Annotated in this window: 23 protein-coding genes; 11 read left to right on the top strand and 12 right to left on the bottom strand. The window is 30.3% G+C overall.

Features of this window, described 5'->3' with window-relative positions; genetic code table 11:
- The first annotated feature begins 129 nt into the window (after window positions 1-129).
- A complete protein-coding gene (locus BLT88_RS10875) occupies window positions 130-2,142 on the top strand; it encodes an LruC domain-containing protein (RefSeq protein WP_091954754.1) in 2,013 nt (670 codons plus the stop codon).
- A gap of 256 nt (window positions 2,143-2,398) precedes the next feature.
- Here BLT88_RS10875 and htpG read toward each other — a convergent pair whose 3' ends face one another.
- Window positions 2,399-4,309 (bottom strand): molecular chaperone HtpG, encoded by a 1,911-nt coding sequence (htpG, locus tag BLT88_RS10870; protein WP_091954752.1) that lies wholly within the window; start codon window positions 4,307-4,309, stop codon window positions 2,399-2,401.
- Window positions 4,310-4,457: 148 nt separating this feature from the next.
- On the opposite strand from htpG, the gene BLT88_RS10865 reads away from it, so the two are divergent.
- The 4 genes from BLT88_RS10865 to BLT88_RS10850 all read left to right on the top strand — a co-directional run bounded on the left by BLT88_RS10865 (window position 4,458) and on the right by BLT88_RS10850 (window position 8,865).
- A complete protein-coding gene (locus tag BLT88_RS10865; RefSeq protein WP_231959983.1) occupies window positions 4,458-6,038 on the top strand; it encodes a GMC oxidoreductase in 1,581 nt (526 codons plus the stop codon).
- Between the two features lie 112 nt (window positions 6,039-6,150).
- Window positions 6,151-7,158, top strand: coding sequence for a 3-oxoacyl-ACP synthase III family protein (locus BLT88_RS10860; protein ID WP_091954751.1), 1,008 nt, complete (start codon window positions 6,151-6,153; stop codon window positions 7,156-7,158).
- A gap of 256 nt (window positions 7,159-7,414) precedes the next feature.
- Complete coding sequence (locus BLT88_RS10855) at window positions 7,415-8,230, top strand: GLPGLI family protein (RefSeq protein ID WP_091954749.1); 816 nt, start codon at window positions 7,415-7,417, stop codon at window positions 8,228-8,230.
- 272 nt (window positions 8,231-8,502) lie between these two features.
- Window positions 8,503-8,865: a CoA-binding protein gene (locus BLT88_RS10850; protein WP_091954748.1), complete on the top strand. Its 363-nt coding sequence runs from the start codon at window positions 8,503-8,505 to the stop codon at window positions 8,863-8,865.
- Between the two features lie 71 nt (window positions 8,866-8,936).
- Here BLT88_RS10850 and BLT88_RS10845 read toward each other — a convergent pair whose 3' ends face one another.
- The 4 genes from BLT88_RS10845 to pyrR all read right to left on the bottom strand — a co-directional run bounded on the left by BLT88_RS10845 (window position 8,937) and on the right by pyrR (window position 11,920).
- Window positions 8,937-9,851, bottom strand: a complete 915-nt coding sequence (locus BLT88_RS10845) for a ribonuclease Z (RefSeq protein ID WP_091954746.1) — start codon at window positions 9,849-9,851, stop codon at window positions 8,937-8,939.
- 261 nt (window positions 9,852-10,112) lie between these two features.
- Entirely contained in the window at window positions 10,113-10,445 is a 333-nt protein-coding gene (locus BLT88_RS10835; RefSeq protein ID WP_091954744.1) for a hypothetical protein, read from the bottom strand.
- Window positions 10,446-10,449: 4 nt separating this feature from the next.
- Entirely contained in the window at window positions 10,450-11,379 is a 930-nt protein-coding gene (locus BLT88_RS10830) for an aspartate carbamoyltransferase catalytic subunit (RefSeq protein ID WP_036783869.1), read from the bottom strand.
- A 1-nt stretch (window position 11,380) separates the two neighbouring features.
- The gene (pyrR, locus tag BLT88_RS10825) at window positions 11,381-11,920 is read right to left on the bottom strand and encodes a bifunctional pyr operon transcriptional regulator/uracil phosphoribosyltransferase PyrR (RefSeq protein ID WP_091954742.1); all 540 of its coding nucleotides are present in this window, start codon (window positions 11,918-11,920) and stop codon (window positions 11,381-11,383) included.
- A gap of 222 nt (window positions 11,921-12,142) precedes the next feature.
- On the opposite strand from pyrR, the gene BLT88_RS10820 reads away from it, so the two are divergent.
- On the top strand, window positions 12,143-13,513 hold the full coding sequence (locus tag BLT88_RS10820) for a lipopolysaccharide assembly protein LapB (RefSeq protein ID WP_091954741.1): 1,371 nt from the start codon (window positions 12,143-12,145) through the stop codon (window positions 13,511-13,513).
- A gap of 141 nt (window positions 13,514-13,654) precedes the next feature.
- On the opposite strand, the gene BLT88_RS10815 is transcribed toward BLT88_RS10820, so the two are convergent.
- The 5 genes from BLT88_RS10815 to BLT88_RS10795 all read right to left on the bottom strand — a co-directional run bounded on the left by BLT88_RS10815 (window position 13,655) and on the right by BLT88_RS10795 (window position 18,913).
- Window positions 13,655-14,569, bottom strand: a complete 915-nt coding sequence (locus BLT88_RS10815) for a phospholipase A (protein WP_091954739.1) — start codon at window positions 14,567-14,569, stop codon at window positions 13,655-13,657.
- Between the two features lie 158 nt (window positions 14,570-14,727).
- Window positions 14,728-15,906: an ABC transporter permease gene (locus tag BLT88_RS10810; RefSeq protein ID WP_091954738.1), complete on the bottom strand. Its 1,179-nt coding sequence runs from the start codon at window positions 15,904-15,906 to the stop codon at window positions 14,728-14,730.
- Window positions 15,907-15,913: 7 nt separating this feature from the next.
- Window positions 15,914-16,873: an HlyD family secretion protein gene (locus BLT88_RS10805; RefSeq protein ID WP_091954736.1), complete on the bottom strand. Its 960-nt coding sequence runs from the start codon at window positions 16,871-16,873 to the stop codon at window positions 15,914-15,916.
- Window positions 16,874-16,895: 22 nt separating this feature from the next.
- Window positions 16,896-18,263 (bottom strand): TolC family protein, encoded by a 1,368-nt coding sequence (locus tag BLT88_RS10800; RefSeq protein ID WP_091954735.1) that lies wholly within the window; start codon window positions 18,261-18,263, stop codon window positions 16,896-16,898.
- 83 nt (window positions 18,264-18,346) lie between these two features.
- Window positions 18,347-18,913, bottom strand: coding sequence for a Crp/Fnr family transcriptional regulator (locus BLT88_RS10795; RefSeq protein WP_036783882.1), 567 nt, complete (start codon window positions 18,911-18,913; stop codon window positions 18,347-18,349).
- A gap of 171 nt (window positions 18,914-19,084) precedes the next feature.
- Here BLT88_RS10795 and BLT88_RS10790 point away from each other — a divergent pair, with 171 nt between their 5' ends.
- The 4 genes from BLT88_RS10790 (at window position 19,085) to BLT88_RS10775 (ending at window position 23,847) form a co-directional block, all read left to right on the top strand.
- On the top strand, window positions 19,085-20,008 hold the full coding sequence (locus tag BLT88_RS10790; RefSeq protein ID WP_091954733.1) for a DUF368 domain-containing protein: 924 nt from the start codon (window positions 19,085-19,087) through the stop codon (window positions 20,006-20,008).
- A complete protein-coding gene (locus BLT88_RS10785; RefSeq protein WP_091954732.1) occupies window positions 20,009-21,016 on the top strand; it encodes a DUF368 domain-containing protein in 1,008 nt (335 codons plus the stop codon).
- Window positions 20,997-21,755: a shikimate dehydrogenase gene (locus BLT88_RS10780; RefSeq protein WP_091954730.1), complete on the top strand. Its 759-nt coding sequence runs from the start codon at window positions 20,997-20,999 to the stop codon at window positions 21,753-21,755. The genes BLT88_RS10785 and BLT88_RS10780 overlap by 20 nt, the downstream gene beginning before the upstream one ends.
- 106 nt (window positions 21,756-21,861) lie before the next feature.
- Window positions 21,862-23,847: a DUF349 domain-containing protein gene (locus tag BLT88_RS10775; protein ID WP_091954729.1), complete on the top strand. Its 1,986-nt coding sequence runs from the start codon at window positions 21,862-21,864 to the stop codon at window positions 23,845-23,847.
- A 72-nt stretch (window positions 23,848-23,919) separates the two neighbouring features.
- Here BLT88_RS10775 and BLT88_RS10770 read toward each other — a convergent pair whose 3' ends face one another.
- On the bottom strand, window positions 23,920-24,693 hold the full coding sequence (locus tag BLT88_RS10770; RefSeq protein WP_036783891.1) for a zinc ribbon domain-containing protein: 774 nt from the start codon (window positions 24,691-24,693) through the stop codon (window positions 23,920-23,922).
- Window positions 24,694-24,695: 2 nt separating this feature from the next.
- Complete coding sequence (locus tag BLT88_RS10765; RefSeq protein ID WP_091954727.1) at window positions 24,696-25,790, bottom strand: Nif3-like dinuclear metal center hexameric protein; 1,095 nt, start codon at window positions 25,788-25,790, stop codon at window positions 24,696-24,698.
- Window positions 25,791-25,843: 53 nt separating this feature from the next.
- Between BLT88_RS10765 and lpxK the strand changes: the two genes are divergently transcribed.
- Window positions 25,844-26,869, top strand: a complete 1,026-nt coding sequence (gene lpxK, locus BLT88_RS10760) for a tetraacyldisaccharide 4'-kinase (RefSeq protein ID WP_091954726.1) — start codon at window positions 25,844-25,846, stop codon at window positions 26,867-26,869.
- The last annotated feature ends 91 nt before the right edge of the window (window positions 26,870-26,960 follow it).

Below are 26,960 nucleotides of genomic sequence, written 5' to 3'. Positions count from 1 at the left end.
CTTTAATTAATGCAGTAATTGATCAGAACCGCATTAACAAGTTTGATTTATAAACCAGTTTAGTTCGAAAGATCATTGAATAAAATAAATATTTAATCACTATTCACATAATATTAAGACCCCAATATAATGGAAAATGCAATTAGGAATTTTTTTAATTTTAGTTTTACGGTACTATTACTTTATGGTTGTAATTTTTCCTCACCAGAAGAGATTAATGTAATAGATAAAATTGATGTTATAGATGAAACTTCAAATAAATTGGAGATACCCACCGGATTTGATTTTAGTACTCATCACGAGGTAACTATTAATATAATAGATAATTTAAACTATGCTAAATATGATGTTTACGCATATTCAGAGGAATTATATGATGCAGGAACTGAAACTTTTGAAAATGAATCTGGTGAAACAGTCACTGAAACTGTTTATAAATCAGATGTTTTAGATAAGTTAATTTTTTCTGGTGTACCTAGTAACGGAGTCTTAAAACAAACAATTAACTTACCTAAATTCTACAATAAAGTGTACATACGTAGAAGTGAACAACAAGGTTTTTCTTCATCAATTAAGTACATTGTCAATCAAGAAGTAAATTATAATTCTTCTGAAGGTAAAAGCGCTACAAAATCTAAATCAGCTAATAATGTAACTGATTATTTATATTGTGTAAACGGATCTGGACAATTATTTCAAGTAGATCCTTTATCTGGAGCGCTTACCGATTTGTCTAGTATGCCAATGGGTAGTTATACTTGTGCTATAGATCAAGAAAAGAAAGAATTGTATTCAATAGGAAGAAGTAGTCCCCATCCCTTAATGAAATATTCAATAATGAATAATACATGGGAAACTGTTGCAAATCTTGGAATAGGAGGCCCTAGATTAGATTTTAATGTAACTGATGGTTTATTATATTTCAGTAAAACGGATAAACTCTATACGTTTGATCCTTCCACAGGAGCCAATTTAAATACTTGGAATATTGTTGGACTTCATAATACGAGTGGAGGAGATTTGGCCTTTGCAGAAGATGGTACCCTATTTTTATGCTCATTTTCTGGTTTATATCGTTTAGAGTTAGATGGAAGTAATAACTATCAAAGTACTAGAATAAGTGCAGATAACCTGCCTTTTAAACCAACGTCTATGACTTTTGATTCTAACCAGGAGTTATGGTTAGCAGACAATTCTAGTAGTTCAGATTTAATTATAATGGATACTCAGACCGGTGGTTGGAAATACAATTATGGAGCAAATGCGGCTAATAATACAGACTTCGGTAGAGCTATAAACGATTTAACAACCTTTAGAGTATATGCTGATAATATAGATCAAACTGATACCGATGGAGATGGTATTTTAGATTCTGATGATGCTTATCCTGAAGATCCGGAGGTTGCCTTTGAGTTTTTTACACCAAGTAAATACGGTAAAGGAACAATTGCTTTCGAAGATTTATGGCCATCAAAAGGAGATTATGATTTTAATGATGCAGCTTTAAGTTATCAAGCTATTGCATTTCTAAATGCTGAAAATTTAGCTGTTGGATTAGATTTCGTCTGTAATATTAAAGCAAATGGTGCTGGATATACAAATGGAATTGGATTTGAAATTGAAGGTTTAGCTCCAGCTCAAATCGAAAGTGTTACTGGCCCTGTTTTAACACAAAACTTTATCAATGTAAATGCAAATGGTACAGAGGCAAATCAAGATAATGCAGTTATTATTTTAGCAGATGATGTTGATAATATACTAACAGAAACTACTATTTCTATAAGGTTTACGCAGCCAATAAGCTCAGCTGACTTGGGTGTTGCACCTTTCAATCCATTTATTATAGTAAATAAAGAAAGAGAAAAAGAAATTCATTTACCCTATAAGAATATCACTAACTTAGGTGTTCAAAGTCTTGATTTTATTGGTGTAAATAAAGACTCTGATGGTAACTTTATTTCAGATAATGGATTTCCGTGGGCAATAAGTATTATTCATGATTTTAAAGTTCCAAAAGAGAAAGTGGCGATAACAGAAGCTTACAATTTTTTTAGTACTTGGGCTGAATCCGGAGGAGCCAATTTTTCAGATTGGTATAAAGATAATCCAGGACATAGAAATTTGGATAAAATAAACGATTAGAACTTTTGATATGTTTTCAATAAATCTAGTTTAGATTTCAAAAAAAAAACAACTTAGTTCTTTTAAGTCGCTTTTTTAATACTTGCTCCACGATACATTTTGTTAAGTGCAGCCTTACTTTCGTACTAAAAAAAAATCCATAAAAAAACCTCTTTATGAAAATAAAGAGGTTTTTAATTAATATTTAGAAGAGTGAGATGGTAGTCAGATTTTTTAATCAACAGATTGCCTCACTGTTTGTCGTATTAAGGTTTTACTATTTAATTAGTTCGTAAGAACGTTTAATAAAGTTTGTTAACTCTTCTCCATGTAAAAGGTTTTGAGATAATTTTGCTAAATCAAAAGCCTGAGAGATTAAGTGTTTCTGTGCTGCTTCATCTTTATTATTTAAAATGTCAGAAACTAATGGACTGTTTGTATTTACAACCAAGTTGTACATGTCCGGGAAATTGCCCATTCCCATCATTCCTCCACCACCAGAAGCTTGCATTTCTTTCATTCTACGCATAAATTCTGGTACAGTAATCATAAATGGAGAAGAAGCAGAATCCATAGCTTCTAATTGAACGGTGTAGGTTTTAGAATCTAAAGCACCTTCAATAATCGGCTTTAAAGTTTCTTTTTCTTCATCAGATAATTTAGAAATTACGTTTTCGTCTTTTTTAATTAAATTATCAACATGATCAGAATCTATTCGAGTAAACTTCACTTTTCCGTCTCCACCTTCTAATTTCTGCATTAAGTGAGAAATAATTGGAGAGTCTAAAATTAGCACTTCATACCCTTTTGCTGTTGCCTCTTGAATATAACTGTGTTGTGCCTCTTTATTAGAAGTATATAAAATAACTTGATTTCCGTCTTTATCCGTTTGAGTATCTTTTGTTTTTTCAATCAATTCATCAAACGTAAAATAAGCATTTGATACTGTTGGGTACAAAGCAAACTTCTTCGCTTTGTCAAAGAATTTATCTTCAGACAACATTCCGTATTCAATAATTACTTTAATATCATTCCATTTTGTTTCAAAATCTGCTCTGTCTTTTTTGAATAAAGAACTTAATTTATCAGCAACTTTTTTAGTAATGTAACCAGATATTTTCTTAACAGCTCCATCTGCTTGCAAACCTGAACGAGAAACGTTTAATGGAATGTCTGGAGAATCGATAACACCTTTTAACATTTGTAAAAAGTCTGGTACAATTCCTTCAACATTATCAGTTACATATACTTGGTTTTGATACAACTGAATCTTATCCTTTTGCATATCCATTGAAGGACTTAACTTAGGGAAGAATAAAATTCCTGTTAAGTTAAAAGGATAATCTACATTTAAATGAATGTGAAATAATGACTCTTCAAATTGCATTGGATACAATTCTCTGTAGAAATTATTATAATCTTCATCGTTTAAATCTGCAGGAGCTTTTGTCCAGGCAGGTTCTGTGTTGTTGATGATCTTATCAACAGTAATTTGCTTATGCGGCTCGGTAGTTTCTTTACCTTCTGCATCTTTAGTAGTTGCTGGGGTAAATTCAGGATCGTTAATTTCTTTAGTTCCAAATTTAATTGGTACTTGATTAAAACGATTGTACTTAGATAATAAACCTTCAATTTTACCTTCTTCTAAAAATTCTAAAGAATCTTCTGCAATATGTAAAATGATTTCTGTTCCTCTGTCAGATTTGTCGTGTTCAACTAAAGTATATTCTGGAGAGCCATCACAATTCCAGTGAGCTGCTGGTTCATCTTTAAAAGACTTTGTAATTAAGTCAACTTTATCTGCAACCATAAAAGCTGAGTAAAATCCTAAACCAAAATGACCAATTACACCAGTTTCGTTTTTATCGTCTTTATATTTTTCTAAAAATTCTTCAGCTCCAGAAAATGCAATTTGGTTGATGTATTTTTCAACTTCATCTGCAGTCATTCCTAGTCCTTGATCTTTAATTGTTAGGGTTTTAGCTTCTTTATTTATGCTTATTTCAATCTTAGCATCACCTAATTCTGTTTTGGCTTCGCCTATAGAAATTAAGTGCTTTAATTTTGTAGTTGCGTCTGTTCCGTTAGAAATTAGTTCACGTAAAAAGATTTCGTGATCAGAATACAAGAATTTTTTAATCAGTGGAAAAATATTTTCTACTGATACATTGATATTTCCTTTTGCCATTTTATGTATATTTTGTTTGACTTTATTATTTATGAATTAACCTTAGTCAAAAAAAATACCAAACATTTTATTATGACAAGATGACATAAATTATTTTTACAACTGATTTTTCGCTATTTTTATCATCTAGCAATGTAGTTCTTGTTTTATGATAGATTTGGAGTATGATTATGTAATTGTAGGAAGTGGTTTTGGAGGTTCTGTGAGTGCGCTGCGTTTATCTGAAAAAGGGTATAAAGTTTTAGTCATCGAAAAAGGAAAATGGTTTGGAGCAGAAGATTTTCCAAAAACAAATTGGAATTTAAAAAAATGGATGTGGTTTCCTAAATTTGGTTTGCACGGTATTTTTAAAATGACATTTTTAAATCATGTTACTGTGCTCTCTGGAGTTGGAGTTGGTGGTGGTTCTCTAACATATGCAAACACTTTACCAATTCCTAAAGAAGATTTTTTTAAAACAGGTAGTTGGGCAAGTTTAAATTCTTGGCAAGAAATATTAAATCCTTTTTATAAAACAGCTTATAAAATGTTAGGTGCTGCAGTTAATCCAAAGTTGCATGACGCCGATATATTGATAAAAGAGATTGCAAAAGACTTGGGGAAAGAAAATGATTTTGAAGCCGCAAAAGTAGCGGTGTTTTTTGGGGAACCAGGCAAAACTGCTAAAGACCCTTATTTTAATGGAAAAGGCCCCGATAGAAAAGGATGCACACATTGTGGTGCATGTATGACTGGTTGTAGATATAATGCTAAAAATACATTAGATAAAAACTACTTGTATTTAGCACAAAAGTTAGGTGCTAAAATAATTGCAGAAAAAGAAGTTTTTAATGTTGAAGCTATAGATAGTAGTGATACTTCGAAAGGATACCATGTAAGTTATAAATCGAGTATTGGTAGAAAAAAGAAAGAAAGTGTTACTGCAAAAGGGATTATTTTTTCGGGAGGAGTTATGGGCACGATTCCTTTATTATTGAAGTTAAAAGAAACTTCCTTACCCAATTTATCAAACTTTGTTGGTAAAGATATTAGAACAAATAATGAATCTTTATTATCTATCACATCTGCAAAAGATGAGGATAAAGATTACTCCAAAGGAATCGCAATTGGTTCTATTTTACATACAGATAAGAATACTCATATAGAACCCGTTAGATATGCAAAAGGATCTGGTTTTTTTAAACTGATGACCATACCAACGGTGAAAGGGAAATACGGAATATTTAGAATTTTAGGAGTTTTAGGAGTTTTAATAACCAAACCTTTTTATATTTTAAAAACGTTTTTTACTAGTAAATACGCACAGAAAACTGCCGTTCTACTCTTTATGCAGACCCTAGATAGCACTCTGGAAATAAAAAGAGGTAGGTTTACAAAAATGAAAACAATTGCGAAGAATGGAGAAAAACCAAATGCTTTTATTCCTGAGGCAATTACTTTCGGGAAAAAAGTTGGAGAAAAAATAAAGGGAATTCCTTATTCAAGTTTTACAGATGTTCTATTAGGAACAACAACAACAGCTCATATTTTAGGAGGTTCTGTTATGGGGCATGACATTGAATCTGGCGTAATAGATAAAGATTGTAATGTTTTTGGTTACAAAAACATGATGATTTGTGATGGTTCTATGATATCTGCAAATCCAGGAGTAAATCCTTCATTATCTATCACAGCAATATCGGAATATGCAATGAGTAAAATTCCTCATAAAGAATTAAATACCTCTTAACATTTCTGTTTTATGTTTATGATTTGCTACCACAATTAGCCATTTTGTAAACATGCAAATTTATCCCTATTTTAGCTTAATATAAATAAGAATTAAATAAAAACATCAACATATGTACAATTCTAAAATAACTGGCCTTGGTTATTATGTTCCAGATAATGTGGTTACCAACGATGATTTAAAGGAATTTATGGAAACATCGGACGAATGGATCCAAGAAAGAACCGGAATTAAAGAAAGACGTTGGATTGATCCTAAATCTGGAGATACCACAGCAGTTATGGGCGCAAAAGCATCTAGAATTGCTATCGAAAGAGCTGGCCTAACTAAAGATGATATCGATTTTATTGTGTTTGCAACTTTAAGTCCTGATATGTATTTTCCTGGAGGCGGTGTGCAAGTGCAAGATATGTTAGATATGCCCACTATAGGTGCTTTAGATGTGCGTAACCAATGTTCTGGTTTTATTTATGCCTTGTCTGTGGCAGACCAGTTTATAAAAACAGGAATGTATAAAAATATTTTGGTAATTGGTTCTGAAAATCATTCTGGAGGTTTGGAAAAATCGACAAGAGGTAGAGGTGTTACTGTTATTTTTGGTGATGGAGCAGGAGCTGCAGTTTTATCTAGATGTGAAGAAAAAGGAAAAGGAATTTTATCTTCTCATTTACATTTTGAAGGAAAACATGCCAAAGAGCTCGTATTAGAGGGACCGTCAACACAACGATGGGTGCCTGAAATTATAGAAAATAACGATCCTGATGATGTTTCTTATTATCCTTATATGAATGGACAGTTTGTTTTTAAACATGCTGTTACACGCTTTTCTGAAGCAATTGTAGAAGGTTTAGCTGCGAATAATTTAGGGAAAGAAGATATAGATATGTTAATTCCTCATCAAGCGAATTTACGTATTGCGCAATTCATTCAAAAGAAATTTAGCTTAACAGATGATAAGGTGCATAATAATATTATGAAATATGGTAATACAACGGCTGCATCGGTAATTATTGCTTTAACCGAGGCCTGGGAACAAGGCAAAATTAAAGAAAATGATTTGGTACTTTTAGCTGCTTTTGGAAGTGGATTTACCTGGGGTTCTGTAGTGATTCGTTGGTAATTTTCGAAATAATACAATCTAAAAAAAGTATCCATAAATTAGGGGTCTTTCAAACGGTTTTTTTTCGGGGGGACCTTACAAAAAGAGTTTAAATTATAGTTTAAGAACAGATATAAACACTTAATTTTAACTTTTAGTCCCTAGAGAATTTGTGAAGGTAAAGTTGTATAATAAATTTAAAATATTGTTAAATTGTAAGCAAGATCAATTTTTTTGTTTAAAATTTCATTAGTTTAGCTAAACAAAAATATTAAACATGAAGTCAAATACTTACAAGCTTTTCCTATTTTTTGTACTATTCACAATGTGTTTAAATGCGCAAAAATTCAGTGGAAATGCAACTTATATTTCGAAATCAAAAATGGAACTTGGTAATTGGGGAGCGAAATTAAGTGAAGCTCGGAAAAAACAAGTTGCAGCTCGTCTTAAAAATAGATTAGAAAAGACCTATGTGTTAAGTTTTAATAACCAAGAGTCTACTTTTTTAGAAGAAGAAAAAATAGATGCTATTTCTGGTGCCACAGATTCTTGGGGAGGTTATTTCTCAAGGGGAGACCATTATAAAAATATAAAAGAAAATAAAATAGTTCAAAGCCAAGAGTTCTATGGTAAACGGTTTTTGGTAAAAGATGCTTTATATCGTGTAGAATGGAGTATGGGAACCGAAACTAAAAAAATAGGACAGTATACTTGTTATAGAGCAAAAGCTTTTGTACCATCGGCAGAATTAAGTTGGTATAACTTTTCTTGGAGCGATTTAAGACCTAAAACAAATAAAGATTCCGAGGATAAAGAAATAGAGGAAAAACTTACGGTGGTGGAAGCATGGTATACTCCTCAAATACCTGTGAGTCAAGGTCCTGCTGAGTATTGGGGCTTACCGGGTTTAATTTTAGAGGTGAGTGTAGATAATACTACCTTGTTATGCACTGAGATTGTTATAAATCAAGAAGAAAACACTGATATAGAAGCTCCTAGTAAGGGAACAGAAATTACTAAAAGTGACTATACTATGACTGTTCGTGAGAAAATGGTTGAAATGAGAAATAATAGAATGGGAAGAAGAGGTTAATACCCTATTTTTTTAATAACAATTTTTGGTCTGGCTCAATAGCTTCATTCCTCTATTTGTTTTTTATAATACATTAATGAAGTGCTATTTATGGATAAAGAGCTTATTCTTCATTTAATACTTTTAGAGGAAAATAATTGGTCAAGAACCTAGATAGGTTTTAAAGTTTTTATTGGTCTTTAATATTTTTTATTCCGAAACAAAAATTCACAAACAAACAAGTCTTAATATGATGTTGCTATCATCAACATTCTTTAATTTATTTTGAATATATGAAAAATGTGACATTAGTTATTGGGGCATCTACGAATCCTAATAGATATTCTAACATTGCAATTAAAAGATTGGTAGATAAAGAATTACCAACTTTAGCTTTAGGGCTAAGAAAAGGAAAAGTTTTAAATGTTACTATTGAGGATAAAAAGCAAGATTATGATAATATAGGCACAGTTACTTTATATCTCAACCCTAAAAGGCAAGAAGAATACTACGATTATATAATCAATCTAAATCCTAAAAGAGTAATTTTTAATCCTGGAACAGAAAACATGGAGTTTACAAAACTATTGCAAGAAAATAATATTGAAGCTGAAATTGCATGCACTCTGGTTTTGTTATCTACAAATCAATACTAAAAAAGTTGCAAATTGAATTGGTTTAAAAATTTCTACACAAATAAAGTCTAGGTTATCAATTTTAATAACCCTTAAATTTTGAATATTTTTCCTGGCTCAGCTAAGTTGGTGTTTTCAAAAATCTCCTTCGCTTCCTTTTGAAATAAAGAAATGTCTTTATATCTGCCGGAATAATGACCGATAATTAGTTGACCAACTTCAGCATCCTTAGCAATTTGAGCTGCTTGTTTAGAAGTTGCATGTTTTGTTTTTTTTGCTAAATCTTCTCTGTCAGATAAAAAAGTAGCTTCATGATACAATAAATCAACATTTTTAATAATAGGAATGATATCTGGTTTGTATTTAGTATCACTGCAAAAAGCAAAACTTAAGTTTTTATCTCGAGGTAATGTTAATTCAGAGTTTGGTATCATTTCGCCAGAGGATAAAATAACATCTTTACCAGCTTTAATATTTAAGTAATCAGCTTTATCAATTTCTTCATAATTGCTGATGTTTTGCATGTGCAATTTTCTAGGTCTTTCTTTTTCGGTAAATAAATATCCATTCGTGTAGACTCTATGATTTAAAGGGATTGTTCTGACGGAGACTTTATCATCTTCAAAAATAAGCTCGCTTTCTTTAGATGTTAATTCGTGAAAAATTAAAGGATATTGCGCATGAGATTGTGAAATTTTCAACTGTAAAAGAGTCACTTCTTTGATGCCTTTTGGTCCATAAATATGCAATTCTTTTTCTCTACTTAAAATGCCATAAGTAGATAGCAAACCAACTAAGCCAAAAAAGTGGTCTCCATGTAAATGAGAAATAAATATGTGGTTAATTTTAGAAAACCCAACTTTATATTTTCTCATTTGACGCTGAGTACCTTCACCGCAATCAATTAAAAAATGACTGTTATTAATCTCTAAATACTGGGCAGTAGGAAATGCATTTACACGAGGAGTTGCGGAATGACAACCTAGAATTGTTAAGCTTAAACTCATTTAATTACGGAATTTAGAAATAATGATCTCTTTATTTTGCAGGTATATTCCAGTTCTTAAAAAATCCTTGAAAACGGTTACTTTCAAAATGTGTTTTACTGCAAAATTCATATTTGAATTGGTAATAAATTTACAAGTGATTTTGGTTGAATTATGAAACAGATTTGAAGCAATCGATATGTTTTCAATTGATTTTCCATTAGAAAAGCTATTTGAGAAAATTGTTAACGTAAAAACAGAAAGTAATTTTCTTATCATTTTTTAGAATCCTAATTCTCTTTCAATTGCTTCCATTTCTATAATATCTTCTGCTTCAACTAATGTAGGTACAATATTAAAATCTTCAGGAAAATCATCAATATTTATATCCTTGTAAACAATGACAAGTGATGTGCTATTTTCCTTTTTTTGTTTTGCAATACTTAGAAATAGTAAAAAATCTTCTTTAGTGATGTTAATCTCATTAGATATTTGAACTATTAAATTTTCTTTGTCAAATTCTTTTTCTTTTTTTAGAAAAGAGGAATAAAATTTTGAAAACGAATTTTCATCCGAATAAATAAGTTTGTAGTTTTCTTTTTTTTCTATGAGCATCGATTTACCTTTTAATTTGCTGGGCCAACAAATAAATAACAGCCATTCTTACAGCCACACCATTTTCAACTTGATTTAAAATGATTGATTCATTTGAATCTGCAACATCACTTGTAATTTCAACACCTCTATTTATTGGTCCAGGATGCATGATTACAATTTTTTTGCCAAGGTTATCTAAAATATCTTTATTGATACCAAAAAGTTGCGTGTATTCTCTTGTTGAAGGAAAATATTTAATATCCATTCTTTCATGTTGCACCCTTAAAACATTGGCAACATCACACCATTCTAAAGCTTTTTTAAGATTAGTTTCTACTTCAACACCTAAGCTAGAAATATGTTTAGGGATTAATGTTGTTGGGCCACAAACTTTTACTTGTGCTCCCTGCAGTTGCAATGCAAATATGTTTGATAAAGCAACTCTTGAATGCAAGATATCACCTACAATAACAATTTTTTTTCCTTTTACAGAACCTAATCTTTCTCGTATAGAATAAGAATCTAATAAAGCTTGTGTAGGATGCTCGTGCGTGCCATCACCAGCATTTATAATTTTTGCATCTACATGTTTTGATAAAAAAACACCCGCGCCAACATTTCCATGTCTCATAACAACAATATCTACTTTCATAGATAAAATATTGTTAACAGTGTCTATTAAAGTTTCTCCCTTTTTTACTGAAGATTGTCCAGCGGAAAAATTAATTACATCAGCAGAAAGTCTTTTTTCAGCTAGTTCAAAAGAGAGTTTTGTTCTGGTACTGTTTTCGAAAAATAAATTAGCAATTGTTATATCCCTTAAAGAAGGAACCTTTTTTATAGGTCTGTTTATAACTTCTTTAAAATGATCTGCAGTTTTAAAAATAAGATCAATATCATTTGGATTCAGATATTTTATGCCTAATAAATGTTCTACACTTAATTTATCCATTCTATGTTTGCTCTATATAAACTGCGTCTTTTTTGTTATTCTCTTTCCACGAAACTAAAACTCGTTCTTCGTTAATAGCGTCTACCTGTCGACCTCTATAGTCAGGCTGGATAGGTAAATGTCTGCTAAATCGTCTATCAATTAAAACTAATAATTCAATATTTTCTGGTCTTCCATAAGATTGAATTGCGGTTAATGCGGCTCTTATACTTCTTCCGGAAAACAGTACATCATCAATAATTACAACTTTTTGATCCTCAATTAAAAAATCAATTTCAGTTGAAGTTGCAGCCAAAGGTGCATCTCTTCTTCTAAAATCATCTCGGTAAAAAGTAATGTCTAACAAACCTAACTTTAAGTCTTTAATGTTGTAGTGGTTTTTTAATAAATTGGCCAATCTGTGCGCTAAAAAAGAACCCCTAGGCTGCAAACCTATAAATACTGTATTCGAAAAATCATTATGATTTTCAATTAACTGACAAGCTAATCTGTGAAGAATAATTTCAATATCTTTTGAGTTAAGTAAGGTTTTTCGGCTCATAAGAAAACTATCAAATTTAAGTTGATAGTAATTGAAAATCAAAATTAGGGTAAATAAACGTATATGCAAAATTTAAGACTATAAATAAGCAGTTGTTATTTTCTATTTAGCAGTTTTTACGCAAGATTTCTTGTTAATTAAATTGTTAAAAACAAAAAAAGCTTTTTAAAATGTCCTTTAAGAGTTGTAGTATTTTTATCTTATAATTCAAATACTTAAGTTATGTCTTTAACGAAATTTGAATCCATGCTAAAAACCAACAGCGTGTATTTTTTTGACCTAGTTGAGTTTGAGGAGATTATTGTACATTATTTAGATGTTGGCAAACACTCACTAGCAAAAAAAGCAGTGAAGCTTGGACTAGATCAACACCCGCAATCTGTAGATTTAAAATTACTGCAAGTAGAGCTTTATATTTTTGAAAATAAAATAGATAAGGCTTCTGTTTTGCTTAGGAAAATTGAATATTTAGAACCTAATAATGAGGAAGTTTTTATACAGAAAGCTGCCATCAGTTCTAAATCGGGAAATCATAAAGAAGCACTTATGAATTTAGAAAAAGCATTAACTTTTACAGACGATAAAGTCGATGTTTGGTCTTTATTAGGAATGGAATATTTGTATTTAGACAATTTTGAAAATGCACGTGTAAATTTTGCAAAATGTTTAGAAGTAGATTATGAAGATTATTCTGCTCTTTACAACGTTGTGTATTGTTTTGATATGGAAAAAAAACATGAAGCAGCTATTAATTATTTAAATAATTATGTTGATATAAATCCTTATTGTGAAGTTGCTTGGCATCAATTAGGAAGACAATATTTTATATTGGAGCAATTTAAAGAAGCTTTATCTTCTTTCGATTATGCGGTTTTAATTGATGAATCTTTTATTGGTGGCTATTTAGAAAAAGCTAAGACTTTAGAAGAGTTAAAACGTTATAAAGAAGCTATAGATAATTATTTAATTACTTTAGAATTGGATGATCCAACTGCATTTGCCTATGTTAGAATAGGAGAGTGTTATGAAAGATTACAAAAATATGAAGCTGCAATTTCTTATTATAAAAAAGCAGTTCATGAAGACCCTTTGTTAGATAGAGGTTGGATTTTACTTACTAATCTGTATTACAACGAAGGCAATTATCAAAAAGCATCTTATTATATTTCTAAAGCATTAAAAATTGATGAAGGCAATTCTTTATATTGGAGAAGGTATTCAGAAATAAAAGTGAAGCTTCACTTTTTTGAGGAAGCAGTTATAGGTTTTGAAAAATGTCTGGCTTTAAAGGATGATGCCATAGAAATCTATCTAGCATTAACCGATATGCTATCTTTTTTAGGCGATTTTAATGATGCCGTTTTAGTGTTATTCAAAGCTCAGAAAACCCATAAGAACTTTGCAGAAATAGAATATAGATTGGCAGGGTTGTTTTTTGTTTTAGACAAAGAAAACTATGGATTTAGTCATTTAATAGCAGCTTTAAAAATCGACTTTGATTCTAATGTTCTTTTAAAGGAATTATACCCGATAGTTTACGAGAATGAAAAAGTACAAAAACTATTGACGGATTATAAAAAAGCTTTGGAGTAGTGTTTTTTAAAACTATTAGTAGAAAATTAATTCCTGTTAACATTCTTAGTAATTACAAAATTCAGAATATGTAATTCTGTCAATATGAATGAATTTATTTTAATTTTTTTATAAGGTGAAATAACAAGATTCTAATATTTTTTATCGCCATTCAACCAACGATAGTCCAAAACCGATGGTGGATTGATTGTGATTAAAGTCGATCATACTTTCTCCATAACCATGAAATATCTGAGTATGAAATTTAAGATTATCCAATACCTGGATTCCATAATCTAATTGCAAACTGCCTCTATTTCTATCACCAAAACGTAACGAATGACGGGTTATTAAACTCAAGTCATGTTTGCCTTTTCCATAGGCTACTATTATTTCAGCTCTACCCATATAGTTTTGAATACCAGGGTTGTTATCGTTCTCTGCAGTTTCCTTTATGCGCCACCACGGACGAATTATGATGCTTGTGTTTTTAGTTTCCCAAGCAATTTGGGCAATAATTCTGTTCCAACTTCTAGAGGAAGGGTTACTACGACCATTACTCTGATGATTGATACCTATACCAGCAAAAACACTTTTAATACCCCAAAAGGAATAATTAGTAGGTACTATATACATTACTTCCGGTTCGTAATTGGTTTCACGAAAAGGACGAGATAGTTTACTATTGTATAGCTGCCAGCGAGACGTTTGTGTATAACCTACCCATAAGTCACCACTACTACCACGCTTCAAATTAAATAGATTGTTTATAACCTTAATTTTAAAACTAATTTGAAATTTAAGTTCTTTATTATTTAATGGAATTGCAGAACTAACCGTATTAATGGGGTTATCACTAAAAGGTGTTTGATTTATGTTATTGGTGAAATTCCCTAATAAAAAGTATACAGGTTTGTATTGATTGATTTTATATAAGCCATTTTCAGTGCTTATGGAATCCTTTAAATCCCATTGTAAACTTAGCGAAATTTTCTTTTTATCAAATAAGTCCTGAGATAATAAATTATTGCAAAAGATGACTAAAAAAGTAAATTTAAGTAGGATTCTTATTTTCATATTTCTAAAATCGTTTAACAGTAATACTGTTTTGAGATTTAATTTTCAATATATTTAATTTCACAGTTTGTAGTTCTTTAATTTTATACATACGTTTAATGGATTTTCATTAATTATAATTTAGTATTAAACTTGAAACTAATCAAATTAAAAACTCTTTATAATTGAGTTGATGTCTTTCTTTGCTTTTTAGAAAACAAATATATTTTAAATTGCAATAAAAGGACTAAAACTACAAACGATACGCAACATATTAGTAACAACGTATTTATCTCGGATTTAATAGAAGAAACATCTCCTCCATAAAAAGCTATTTTTCTAAAACCACTTAAAAATTGTGTCGATGGTATGTATGTAGCAACATTTGCAATTGCATCTGGGAAAGCAAGTGTGGGCCAAGTAAAACCGCTTAGTATAAAAGCTGGTGTAGAAATTACCATTAATAACTCCGTTGCTTTTAATTGACTAGGAATAGCTATTGAAAATAACATACCAATGCACATAGAAGCCATGGTTAAAGTGGTTGTCAAAAGAAGCATGGGTAGATTATAGATGTCGGCATTAATCCTAAAATAGTCAAACAATAAACTTATAAAAAACCACATTATTGGAATCATTATAATAAATGGTGTAGATTTAAGTGCAATATGATACAAAGAAGATTTACTTTTTTTAACAAGAACACCAAAATGACCATCTTCAAAATCCCTTGCAAATACTAATGCCATTGCCAAAAATATTATTTGCTGCATAATGGCAATAAGCAAGCCTGGCAGCATAAAATTGATATAATTTCCTGAAGAATTATATAGTTTGTTAAAATTGATTTTAAAACTTTCATAGCTTGCTGCAGCTTGGGTTGGATGAAGACCACTTTTTTTGAGTCCTTCTATTTCTATACCTGCATTTAGTGTCATTAAAACTGCTTGAATATTTTTACTGGCTGTATTTGCGTTTAATATATTTGCCATATTTAAATCAACTCTAATTTCTGGATGTCTTTTCTGCAGAATATCTGCTTCAAAATTAGTAGGTAAGGTAATTACAGCATCAAATTGTTTAACCGGCATTTCATCTAAAATATTGCCTGCTGTGTAACGGATATCGCTAACAAGTAATGCTTCATTGTCTTCAAAAGCTTCTATGATTTTATCAGACATCGGGCTGTGATCTTCATCGATAATTACAATAGGCAAGTTTATAACTTTTGCTTGTTTATAGACATAACCAAATAGCACTCCGTAAAATATTGGAGCACCAATAAAAATAGCAAGCAAAACACTATTAGAGAATATACGCTTAAACTCTATTCGTAGTAATTTTAAAAAATCTTTCATGCCTATATTATTTAATAAGAATAGTAGCGTTTAGATAAAATTTTTGTTCAGAAATATCTGAAGTTGGAACTACTTTTAGTTCATAAATAGATTCAGACAATTCGTATAATGGCGCAGTGCTTGTAATGTTTGCATATTGTGCTAATTGCTTTATGCTCGCAATTTTTGTAGTAACTTCTTCTTTAGTAAACGGGTTTGTAAGTATGAGTGATTTGCCAACTTCGAAGTCATATACTTTCGATTCAGGCACTGTAAATCTAAAAAAGACACTGTTTTTTTTATATCCATTAAATAAAACGTATCCCGGTGTTAGTAATTCTCCTTCTTGTAAACTAATAGTTTCAATAGACATATCTGCTGGTGCAATTATAAGTTTTTCATTGGCTGCAGTAAGCACCTCTTGTTTGGCTCCCATAGCTCTTTTTAGTTGACCTTTAGCTTGGTCTAATTGCTCAGTTCTTGCACTTTTATGAACCTCATTTCGTTTTGCTTCTAAAGCAGAAACTTGTGCTTTAGCCATTTCACGTTTCATTTTTACTTCATCAAATTGTTGCAAACTAATAAGTGAATCGGCATACATTTTTTGCAATCTATTGTAAGATTTTTGTGCAAATTTTAATTGTGCTTTACTAGCATCTATTTTTCCATTTATTTGATCCATTTGCTCTAGCGTTGCGCCATTAGAAGCCATATTTAGCAAACCTGTCGCTGCAGTTACGGCACCCTCTGCTTGCATCATTTTAGCATTTATTTCTGGAATATCTAATAAAGCCAGGGTATCTCCCTTTTTTACAGATTCTCCTTCTTTTATATATATTTTGGACACACGCCCTGCTAGTTTACCACTTATAGAAATCGTTTCAAATTTTACTTTTCCTCTGTTGTAACTTATTTTTTCGTCATTACCGCATGCACTTATCGTTAGCACTGTAAGACTGATAGTAAATAGGTTTCTAATTAATTTCATTTTTTTATTTCTTTAAGTTGTATTAGTATTTAAGAATTCCCTTAGCATGCAATAAATTAGTAATTGCTCTTCTTTCGTTATAATAGGAATTTTGTAATTTAAAACTGGCTTTTTCTAAATCATTTAAAGCGTCTAAAACATCATTTATGGATGTAAGATTATTTTTATATTGTTTATTAATCATCTCATAAGTGTCACTTGCTAGCTCAATTTCTTTTTTAACTATTTTGGTGTTTTCAAGAGCAGCTTCATAAGATAATTCTGCTTTCATGATACTAAGCGCAATCATCTCATTCGCATTTTCTATTTGAGCTCTATATTTTTTACTTTCAATTTTAGTTTTTATGCTTTTTAATTTTGATTTAAAGCCATCAAAAGCATTCCATTGGATGCCTACCCCAACATACCATTTTGGATCTAATAGTGATAAATCTTCTTCTATAAATTCATAATGCCCTTTTAAAGCAATTTTAGGAATAAAATTACTTTTCTCCATTTTCGCCTTGAAGATTGTCGCTTTTTCGGCTTCTTCTAAAGCTTTAATTTCATTTCGTTTTTCAGGATTCGAAAATTCAGTTGAAAATGATCGAAGTGTTGGATTTACTAAGGATAAACTTTTTCTATTTTCACCAGTAAGTTGATAGAGTACTTCCACTAATAAGGATTTATTATGATTGTATTCTAATTGTTTAGCTGCTAATTGTTGTTTAGCTAATTCAATTTTTTTTCGGTTTAAAGGAATTGCTAAACCGTTTTTTATTGCTTTTTTCACATAATATTCTTGTTCATCTAAGTATTTTTTCGAACTGATTAATACTCGTTTTGAAGCGCAAACGAGGGCCAATTTATCGTACGTCTCTATTATTTTTAAAGCTATTTTATCTTTTTTTGCAATAACAACATAATTCAATGAAGCTTCTTTGTGCTTGCTGGCTTTATAGGCATTAGTAGCTTCAAAACCACTAAATAGAATCCAATCTACATCTACTGAAGATTTTAATATATTTTTGCTTTGTAGGTTAGGGATCTCGGATAAAGGAATGTTGTTTGGAAGAGCATCATTAAACGGAATACCAATAGCTTCTTTTATAAGCAGTTTTTGGGTAGCAATTAATAAATTTTGAGTATCATCATCAAACGTAATATCATTATCTAATCTTGTAAAGCTAGAATTAAAAGTAACTTTAGGAAGGAAAACTACTTTTGCTAATTTTTGATCAACTTTTGCCTGTTTACTATCTAAATTATGGATATTAATAGCATGACTTTTTTCTAAGCCTTTCTGTATAAGCTCTTTTAAAATTGGTTCTAATTGTTGGGCCGAAGAAAAAGATGAAATTCCTATAGCAGCGATTAAGAAGATACTTAATCTTCGATTACTTTTGTTCATTGCAAATATTTTTTAAAATGCAAAGATATTAGTTTCCAATGATTATCATTTGACTTAGATCAAAAAGTGAAACTTAATTTTAGTTAAAAATCGTTTCTTCTAATACGACTAAGTGTTTCTTGCGTCATTCCAAGGTATGACGCAATATGACCTAAAGAGATGCGATGTGCAATATCTGGAAATTCAGAGAGCATATAATTATAGCGTTCTTTGGCGGTATGAAATTGAATAGCATTCAATTTATTCGTAATTTTTATAAATATATCTGTAGATAATAATCTGATAAATTTTTCCATTCTGTGATATTTATCTAAGAGTATTTCCATTTTTTCATAAGATATGCTATAAAGAGTTGCATCTTCTAAAATTTCTAAATAATAAAAACTCGGACTTTGTTTAAAAAAACTTTCAGCACTTGCCATAAATTGACCTTCTCCAAAAAACCATTGTGTAATTTCTTTTCCATCTTTTTTTATATAATAACTTCTGCCCATACCTTTTTCTATAAAATAGAGCTTATTACAAACTTGGCCTTCCTTGCTCAAAAGCTCATTTTTTTTGACACTTTCTTTTTCAAAATGAGGTATTATATCTTTAAGTTCGTCTTCAGAAAAGGGTACTACTGCTATTAGAAATTTTGTAATAATCATAAAATATGAATTAATATATGTGGGCTAGAATAAAATGATGGTTTTTGCATTAAAAAAGTGAAGGTAGCTAAGTTATCCGATAATAAGTTTAGAAGCGAACTAATTTAAAAAGGAGATTTCAATTTTTATTCAAATTTCTACTATCTTCGTTTAAAAAAAACAGAACATACGATGAGTAGAAATCTTAAAGATTATTTTGTAATTGGCTTAAAAGGAATGGCTATGGGAGCAGCAGATGTAGTACCTGGTGTTTCTGGAGGTACAATTGCATTTATTTCTGGCATTTATGAAGAGCTTTTAGGTTCTATTAGTAATGTAAATTTTGACTTACTAAAAATCTTAAAACAGGATGGGTTTAAGGCAGCCTGGAAAGAAGTTAATGGTAATTTTTTACTATCTCTTTTTATAGGCATATTTGTAAGTATTGTTTCTTTAGCTAAAGCAATAAAGTACTTATTAGAAAATGAACCGGTTTTGCTTTGGTCTTTCTTTTTTGGTTTAGTATTAGCTAGTGTTATTTATATTGCCAAACAAATTACAAAATGGAATTCTGTAGCTATTCTGGTACTCATTTTAGGTTCGTTTTTAGCGTATTATATAACGACTTTAAATCCTTTAGTCTCAGAAAATTCTTCAATATTATTTATGTTTATTGCGGGTGCTATTGCAATTTGCGCAATGATTTTACCTGGTATTTCAGGAGCATTTATTTTAGTTCTTTTAGGAGCATATAAACCTGTTCTAGCGGCTGTAAATGATAGAGATTACAAAACAATTGCTGCTGTAGGTTTTGGAGCAATAATAGGGTTGCTTGCTTTTTCTAAAGTCTTGAAATGGCTATTTACCCATTATAAAAATTATACGTTAGCAGTTTTAACAGGGTTTATAATTGGTTCTTTAAATAAAATTTGGCCTTGGAAAGAAACGTTAACTTGGCGCACAAACTCTCATGGAGTAGAAGTGCCATTTAATCAACAGAGTGTTTCGCCTTTTTCTTATGTTGGAGAAGCGGAATTAACAATGGCAATAATTTTAGCAACTATTGGATTTGGGTTAATTTTATTGATGGAAAAATTGGCAGTTAAAAAACAATAAATGCATCGAGAAAGAACTTTTGTGCAGAAATTAAGCCTTTTTTTTAAAGGTTTGGTAATGGGAGCTGCAAATAAAGTTCCCGGAGTTTCTGGTGGAACCGTATCTTTTGTTTTTGGTTTTTATGAAGAATTAATTTATTCCTTTAGAAAGATAAATTTAAAAGCTTTTAAGTTACTTTTTAACGGACGTTTTAAGAGTTTTTACGCATATGTAAATGGTCCATTTTTATTTTTAATAATTGGAGGGAGTATTTTTAGTTACTTTAGTGTTTCTCTAGTTTTGGATTATTTTTTAGAGAATTATGAGCTCTATGTTTGGAGTTGGTTTTTTGGAATGATTATAGGTTCCATTTATTATATTGGTAAAGATTTTGGCACTTGGAATACTAGAAATAGTATCTCATTAATCATCGGTGCTTTGATAGGATTAGGAATTAGTTTTTTAACCCCTGCTCGAGAAAATGATAACCTTTGGTTTGTGTTTATTTGTGGAATTATCGGTGTTTCAGGGATGACACTTCCTGGGCTTTCTGGGTCATTTATCTTAATTTTATTAGGTAATTATGTATTGCTTTTAGTAGACTCGGTAAATGTATTACTAAATGTTTTTTCAAGTCTTCTCTCTGGTAATTTTGAGGTTTTATCAGATCCTATTAAAATAAGATATTTAAAAATTATAGCTGTTTTTACGGGAGGTTCTGCTTTTGGTTTGGTTTCTTTATCACATATTTTAGGGTATGTTTTAAAACGTTGGAATAAAATTGTGAATGCAATTATTATTGGTTTTATAACAGGTTCTTTAGGCATTGTTTGGCCATGGAAACATAAAATATATGTTACAGGTAGTGGAAATTTCTTATTGGATCAAAAAGGAAATAAAATAATTAAAAATTATGAACGATTTATACCCGAATTAAATAGTTTAGATACGCTTTTAGCAATCTTTTTTATCTTTTTTGGTATTGGTTTAATTTTAGCAATAGATTATTATGAAAGAAAAAGAAAGTAGCGTTTTTGGATTGTTAGGGAAAAATATTTCCTATTCATTTTCAAGGGGATTTTTTACAGATAAGTTTAAAGCGTTAAATTTTAAAAAAAATAAATACGTAAATTTTGATATTCAGCAGATAGAAGATTTTCCTTCAATAATTAATAAAGAACAAAATTTAAAAGGGCTTAATGTAACAATTCCTTACAAAGAAGAGGTTATAAAATATTTAGATAAATTAGATACAACTGCCAAAAAAATAGGAGCTGTAAATACCATCAAATTTACGAAAAGAGGAAATTTAAAGGGATACAATTCTGATGTTGTCGGTTTTGAGAACTCCATCAAACCACTCCTGAAAAAACATCATAAAAAAGCATTGATTTTAGGAACAGGAGGAGCCTCTAAAGCCATTGCTTTTGTGTTAAAAAAGAATAACATTAAATATAAATTTGTCTCTAGAAGCCCCGAAGGAAAAAAAGAAATATCCTACGATAGTTTAACACAAGAGGTACTTCAAAAGTATTCAGTAATTATTAATTGTACACCTCTAGGAACTGCACCAAATATAGAAAAATGTCCTAATATTCCTTATCAATATTTAACAGAAAAGCATTTGTTATTTGATTTGATATACAATCCAGAAGTGTCTACTTTTTTATCCAAAGGAAAAGAAAAAGGAGCTGCTATCAAAAACGGATTTGAAATGCTTGAATTACAGGCAGAAGAATCTTGGAGAATTTGGAATAATGCGCGCTAATAGGTCATAAAATTTGTTATAAAGTAAACTTGTAGCTTTTGTAAGTTGTCTGTATCTTTATAGGCAATATAAGTATAGCAGTATAACGACCTTAAACATTGTAGATATGTTAGATAATAATGAAGAAAACGTTGAGAAAAACGAAGTAAATTCTGAAGAAAAAGTAGAAGACTTTATAACTAAAGATGTGGATGGAACAGATAAGCCTTCTGAAGTTGTTGATGAAATTAAGAATCCGATAGTGAAAGATGTAGAAGTTGTAGAAGAAGAGGATGATAAGGAGGAATTACCAACAACCGTAAAAGTAGATGAAATAACAGAAGCTGTTGATGAAATTGAGAAATCTGTAGCAGAAAATGCTGAAAAATCAGCATCTAAAGAAGAAGAAGTTTCGGTTGTAGATTATGCTGCATGTACTTTAGAAGAATTGGTATCAACATTAGAAAAAACGTTATCTGATAATCCTGTTCAGAAAATAAAATCGCAAGTAGACGGCATAAAAAATGCATTCAATTTAAAATTTGGAGCATTATTAGCAGAAAAAAAAGCGGCTTTTCTCGAAGAAGGAGGAAATTCTATAGATTTTCAATTTTCTAGTCCTTTAAAATCAGAATACAACAAGTTATTATCAGAACATAAGAAAAACAGAGATGCTTATTACAATAATATAGAAAAGCAATTAAAGGAAAACTTAGAAAAACGTGTTCAAGTAATTGATAATTTAAAGCACTTAATTGAAGAAGCAGACACTTCTACAATGTATAATAAATTTAAAGTGATTCAGGATACTTGGCGTTCGATTGGTGCTGTGCCAAAAAGTCATTATAATGACACTTGGAAAACCTATCATCATCATGTAGAACGTTTTTATGATTTATTACATTTAAGTAACGATTTTAGAGATTTAGATTTCAAACATAATTTAGAAGAAAAATTAAAGATCATAGCGAAAGCAGAGGCTTTAGGAAATGAGAGTGATATTAATTTCGCTTCTAATGAATTACAAGAGCTGCATAAGTCTTGGAAAGAAGATGTAGGTCCTGTAGCAAAAGAAATGCGTGAAGAAATTTGGAAAAAATTTAGTGCAGCTACTAAAAAAATTCATGACAAAAGACATGATTATTTCAAAGAAATGCGTTCTAAATATCAAGAAATTATTGATGATAAAATAGCGATTATTGCGACAATTGATGCGTATGATACATCTAAAAATAAAACGCACAATGATTGGCAGAAAAGTATTAAAGATATTGAGGAGCTAAGACAGAAATATTTTAATGCTGGTAAATTGCCTTATTCTAAAAGTGAGGAAGTTTGGCAAAAATTTAAAAACGCCACAAAGAAATTTAATGCTGCCAAAAATGTTTTCTATAAGGAAGAAAAAGGTGAACAACAAGAAAATTTAAAAAACAAAATTGCTTTAATAGAATATGCAGAATCGTTAAAAGATACTGACGATTGGGACATGGCAACGAATGCGATGAAAAAGGTACAAGCAGATTGGAAAAATATTGGGCATGTTCCTCGTAAGTTTTCTGATGATATTTGGAAACGTTTTAAAGCAGCTTGTAATCATTATTTTGATAGATACCATCAACAAAAAAATGCGATTAGCAAAGAACAAGAAGGTGTGGTTGTTGCTAAAAAAGAGTTTTTAGAAGCTTTAAAAGAAAGCAAAGAAGTTACAAAAGAAGCAATTTTAGAAGCAGTTTATAACTGGAAAAACTTAGGTAGTTTGCCAAGAAATGTTCGTCATTTGGAAGGTAAATTTAATAAGCAAATAGATAGAATGTTCGATGGTTTATCTTTAGATAAAAATGAAATAGTGATGCTTAAGTTTACAAATGCTGTGGATAGTTTCCTTGCAGATGAAGATTTTAGAAAGTTAGACTCAGAACAAATGTTCGTTAGAAAAAAGATTGATGAAGTTGTTAGAGAAATTCAACAATTAGAAAATAACTTGGGCTTCTTCTCGAATGCAAAAGCAGACAACCCTTTAGTTTTAAATGTTCGAAATAGAGTGAATGAATTTAAAGCGGACTTATTAATTTGGAAGCAAAAATTAAGTTATATTAAAAAGTTAGACTACTAATCCGTTTAATTTAAAACATAAAAAAACTCGAAGCTAAAGCTTCGAGTTTTTTTATGAATTTATAATCTGAGATTAAGAAAATAATTTATCGATTTTTTCTTTTTCTTCAGCAGCTAATGCAGCATCAACTAAGATACGACCACTATGCTCGTCAATAGTTATTTTCTTTCTATTTGCAATTTCTAATTGAACTTGCGGTGGAATAGTGAAATAAGATCCTCCAGAAGCTCCACGTTCTATTGCAACTACTGCTAAACCGTTTTTAACTTTAGTTCTAATTCTTTTATAAGCTGTGTATAAATGAGCGTCTATAGACTCAGAATATTCAGCAGACTTTTTAATTAAAAGTTCCTCTTCTTTTTCTGTTTCTTTTAAGATTGCATCTAATTCAGATTTTTTATGACCTAAATGTTGTTCTTGTCGATCTAACTTCTCTTTAGTAGCATCAATTACTTCATTTTTTTGAGCAATTTTGGCCTTGAATTCAGTAATTCTTTTTTCAGCCAATTGAATTTCTAAATCTTGAAATTCAATTTCTTTAGACAAAGAATCAAACTCTCTGTTATTTCTAACTTTCTGTTGTTGCTCATCATACTTTTTCATTAGAACCTTAGATTCTTCTATGGCTAATTTTTTGTTGTTGATGTCTGTTTCTAAATTTGTAGCATCTTCGTTTAAATTAGAAACTCTCGTATTTAAACCGGCAACTTCATCCTCTAAATCTTCAATTTCTAAAGGGAGCTCTCCTCTTACGTTTCTAATTTCGTCAATTCTAGAGTCAATTAATTGTAAATCATATAATGCTCTTAATTTCTCTTCAACTGAAACTTCTTTCTTTTTTGCCATGTTTATATGTAATAAATAGGATTTGTACTTTTTTCTGATAAAATGACTGCGAAATTACTAATTTTTTTTGTAAGATAATCGACTAAAAGGTTTTTTGTAAACTGTTCGCTTTCATAATGTCCAATATCTGCCAAAAGTATGCTATTTTCTGCTTTAAAAAACTCATGATATTTAAAATCTGCACTTACATAAGCATCTGCTCCAGCTTTTTTAGCATTAGAAATTGCAAAACTCCCGGAACCCCCTAAAACGGCTACTTTTTTTATTTTTTTGTGGATCAAGGCAGAATGTCTAATACAGTCTGTTTTCATGGTTTTTTTTAAATATAATAGAAAATCTTTTTCTTCCATTTCTGATGATAATTCACCAATCATTCCCATGCCAATATTTTGATGTACATTTTCCGTAGTTACAATTTCGTAGGCTACTTCTTCATAAGGATGATTTTCTTTCAAAGTTTTTAAAATAACAGTTTCATTTTTTCTTTCAAAGACAACCGAAATTTTTATTTCTTTTTCTGTATGAAGTTTTCCTTTTTCACCTAAAACAGGATTGGATGCTTCGTTCCCTTTATAAGTGCCTTCTCCTAAAATAGTAAACGAACAATTATCGTAATTACCAATATTTCCTGCACCCGCTAAAAATAGAGAATTTTTTAAAGCATCTGCATTTTTTGCAGGAACGTAAGTTGTGAGCTTTTTTATAATTCCTTTTTTTGGAATTAAGATTTTAGTTTTTTGCAGTCCTAAAACTGCACATATTTTTGCAGAAACGCCATTTTTAGAATTGTCTAAAGCGGTGTGAGTCGCATAAACAGCAATCTCATTTTTAATCGCTTTTAAAACGACTCTTTCTACATAAGAATTACCATTTATTTTTTTTAATCCGCTAAAAATTATAGGATGAAAACTAATAATCAAGTTGCATTTTTTAGCGATTGCTTCCTCTATAGTTTCTTCTAAAGTATCTAAGGTAACTAAAATACCAGAAACTTTTGAGTTATAATTACCGACTAACAAACCAACATTATCAAACTCTTCTGCATAGTTTAAAGGTGCTAATTCTTCAATATAATTTGTGATGTCTTTTATGGTCATTTTAAGATTGTATTGAAAACCAAAGTTAACAATTTTAATGTATTTTTACATTGATGAAATTTGTTAGATTTTTATTGTTTCCTTTTGCAATTTTATATGATTTGATAACCTCAATTCGTAATTTCTTTTTTAATAGTGGTTTTTTGAAGGAAACTTCGTTTCAGACGCCAATAATAGTAGTTGGTAATTTAAGTGTAGGAGGGACCGGGAAAACGCCTCAAATTGAGTATTTAGTAAGGTTGTTAAAAGATGTTTACAATATTTCAGTTTTAAGTAGAGGTTATAAGCGTAAAACAAAAGGTTTTGTGCGTTTAAATGAGAATCATACCGCAAAGGATGTCGGTGATGAACCTTTACAATATTTTAAAAAATTCTCACAAATTACTGTTGCTGTAGATGAGAATAGAGTAGAGGGTGTCAATAATTTAGTACAGCAGATAGCTCCAGAAGTCGTCTTGTTAGATGATGCATATCAGCACAGAAAAATAAAAGGAAGTTTCTATATTCTGCTAACGAAGCACGATGATTTATTTACTGATGATTTTTTATTACCAATGGGGAATTTAAGAGAAAGTAGAGCAGGAGCGAAAAGAGCAGATTTAATTATAGTTACAAAATGTCCTTTTGATTTAAAGGAAGTCGAAAAGAATAAGATTAAAAGAAAGTTACAGCGATATAAAAAGGAGGTTTATTTTACGACAATTTCTTATGCTGATAAAACATCAGGAAGTCAGCAATTATCTTTAGATGATTTAAAAAATATTGAGGTATTACTAATAACTGGAATTGCGAATCCAAATCCATTATTAGAATTTTTAACTAAAAAAGAAATCAAGTTTACACACTTAAAATTTTCAGATCATCATCATTTTTCATCCAGAGAAATAGAAGAAATTCAACAAAAATTTGAGGCGATGAGTGCTGCTAACAAGCTAATTTTAACAACAGAAAAGGATTATACCAGGCTTTCTAGGAAGCTCAAAGAATTGTCTTTTTTAGAAATTAAAACTCGGTTTTTAGATGGAGAAAATAAATTTAATGCAATTATAAAATCCCATATTCAACAAAACCGATGCTAAAAACATCGGTTTTTTCTTTTTTGATTGTTGTTAGAAGTATTCTTTTAAGATTACCGAACACTCTTTCGACACGATAAAGTTTATGAAGTCA

The sequence above is a fragment of the Polaribacter sp. Hel1_33_78 genome (genome assembly GCF_900106075.1).
Taxonomy (GTDB): domain Bacteria; phylum Bacteroidota; class Bacteroidia; order Flavobacteriales; family Flavobacteriaceae; genus Polaribacter.
The sequence above is the reverse complement of the archived record's forward strand: the minus strand, read 5'-3'. Positions and strand labels throughout refer to the sequence as shown.

Bases quoted from the DNA above. Each gene is read 5' to 3' on its own strand.
- BLT88_RS10790 (WP_091954733.1), top strand. From the start codon at position 19,085: ATGAGTAGAAATCTTAAAGATTATTTTGTAATTGGCTTAAAAGGAATG.
- BLT88_RS10850 (WP_091954748.1), top strand. From the start codon at position 8,503: ATGAAAAATGTGACATTAGTTATTGGGGCATCTACGAATCCTAATAGA.
- pyrR (WP_091954742.1), bottom strand. From the start codon at position 11,920: ATGAGCCGAAAAACCTTACTTAACTCAAAAGATATTGAAATTATTCTT.
- BLT88_RS10765 (WP_091954727.1), bottom strand. From the start codon at position 25,790: ATGACCATAAAAGACATCACAAATTATATTGAAGAATTAGCACCTTTA.
- BLT88_RS10780 (WP_091954730.1), top strand. From the start codon at position 20,997: ATGAAAGAAAAAGAAAGTAGCGTTTTTGGATTGTTAGGGAAAAATATT.
- BLT88_RS10785 (WP_091954732.1), top strand. From the start codon at position 20,009: ATGCATCGAGAAAGAACTTTTGTGCAGAAATTAAGCCTTTTTTTTAAA.
- BLT88_RS10815 (WP_091954739.1), bottom strand. From the start codon at position 14,569: ATGAAAATAAGAATCCTACTTAAATTTACTTTTTTAGTCATCTTTTGC.
- BLT88_RS10820 (WP_091954741.1), top strand. From the start codon at position 12,143: ATGTCTTTAACGAAATTTGAATCCATGCTAAAAACCAACAGCGTGTAT.
- lpxK (WP_091954726.1), top strand. From the start codon at position 25,844: ATGAAATTTGTTAGATTTTTATTGTTTCCTTTTGCAATTTTATATGAT.
- BLT88_RS10830 (WP_036783869.1), bottom strand. From the start codon at position 11,379: ATGGATAAATTAAGTGTAGAACATTTATTAGGCATAAAATATCTGAAT.
- BLT88_RS10860 (WP_091954751.1), top strand. From the start codon at position 6,151: ATGTACAATTCTAAAATAACTGGCCTTGGTTATTATGTTCCAGATAAT.
- BLT88_RS10795 (WP_036783882.1), bottom strand. From the start codon at position 18,913: ATGATTATTACAAAATTTCTAATAGCAGTAGTACCCTTTTCTGAAGAC.
- BLT88_RS10835 (WP_091954744.1), bottom strand. From the start codon at position 10,445: ATGCTCATAGAAAAAAAAGAAAACTACAAACTTATTTATTCGGATGAA.
- BLT88_RS10775 (WP_091954729.1), top strand. From the start codon at position 21,862: ATGTTAGATAATAATGAAGAAAACGTTGAGAAAAACGAAGTAAATTCT.
- BLT88_RS10865 (WP_231959983.1), top strand. From the start codon at position 4,458: ATGATAGATTTGGAGTATGATTATGTAATTGTAGGAAGTGGTTTTGGA.
- BLT88_RS10810 (WP_091954738.1), bottom strand. From the start codon at position 15,906: ATGAAAGATTTTTTAAAATTACTACGAATAGAGTTTAAGCGTATATTC.
- BLT88_RS10800 (WP_091954735.1), bottom strand. From the start codon at position 18,263: ATGAACAAAAGTAATCGAAGATTAAGTATCTTCTTAATCGCTGCTATA.
- BLT88_RS10855 (WP_091954749.1), top strand. From the start codon at position 7,415: ATGAAGTCAAATACTTACAAGCTTTTCCTATTTTTTGTACTATTCACA.
- htpG (WP_091954752.1), bottom strand. From the start codon at position 4,309: ATGGCAAAAGGAAATATCAATGTATCAGTAGAAAATATTTTTCCACTG.
- BLT88_RS10875 (WP_091954754.1), top strand. From the start codon at position 130: ATGGAAAATGCAATTAGGAATTTTTTTAATTTTAGTTTTACGGTACTA.
- BLT88_RS10770 (WP_036783891.1), bottom strand. From the start codon at position 24,693: ATGGCAAAAAAGAAAGAAGTTTCAGTTGAAGAGAAATTAAGAGCATTA.
- BLT88_RS10805 (WP_091954736.1), bottom strand. From the start codon at position 16,873: ATGAAATTAATTAGAAACCTATTTACTATCAGTCTTACAGTGCTAACG.
- BLT88_RS10845 (WP_091954746.1), bottom strand. From the start codon at position 9,851: ATGAGTTTAAGCTTAACAATTCTAGGTTGTCATTCCGCAACTCCTCGT.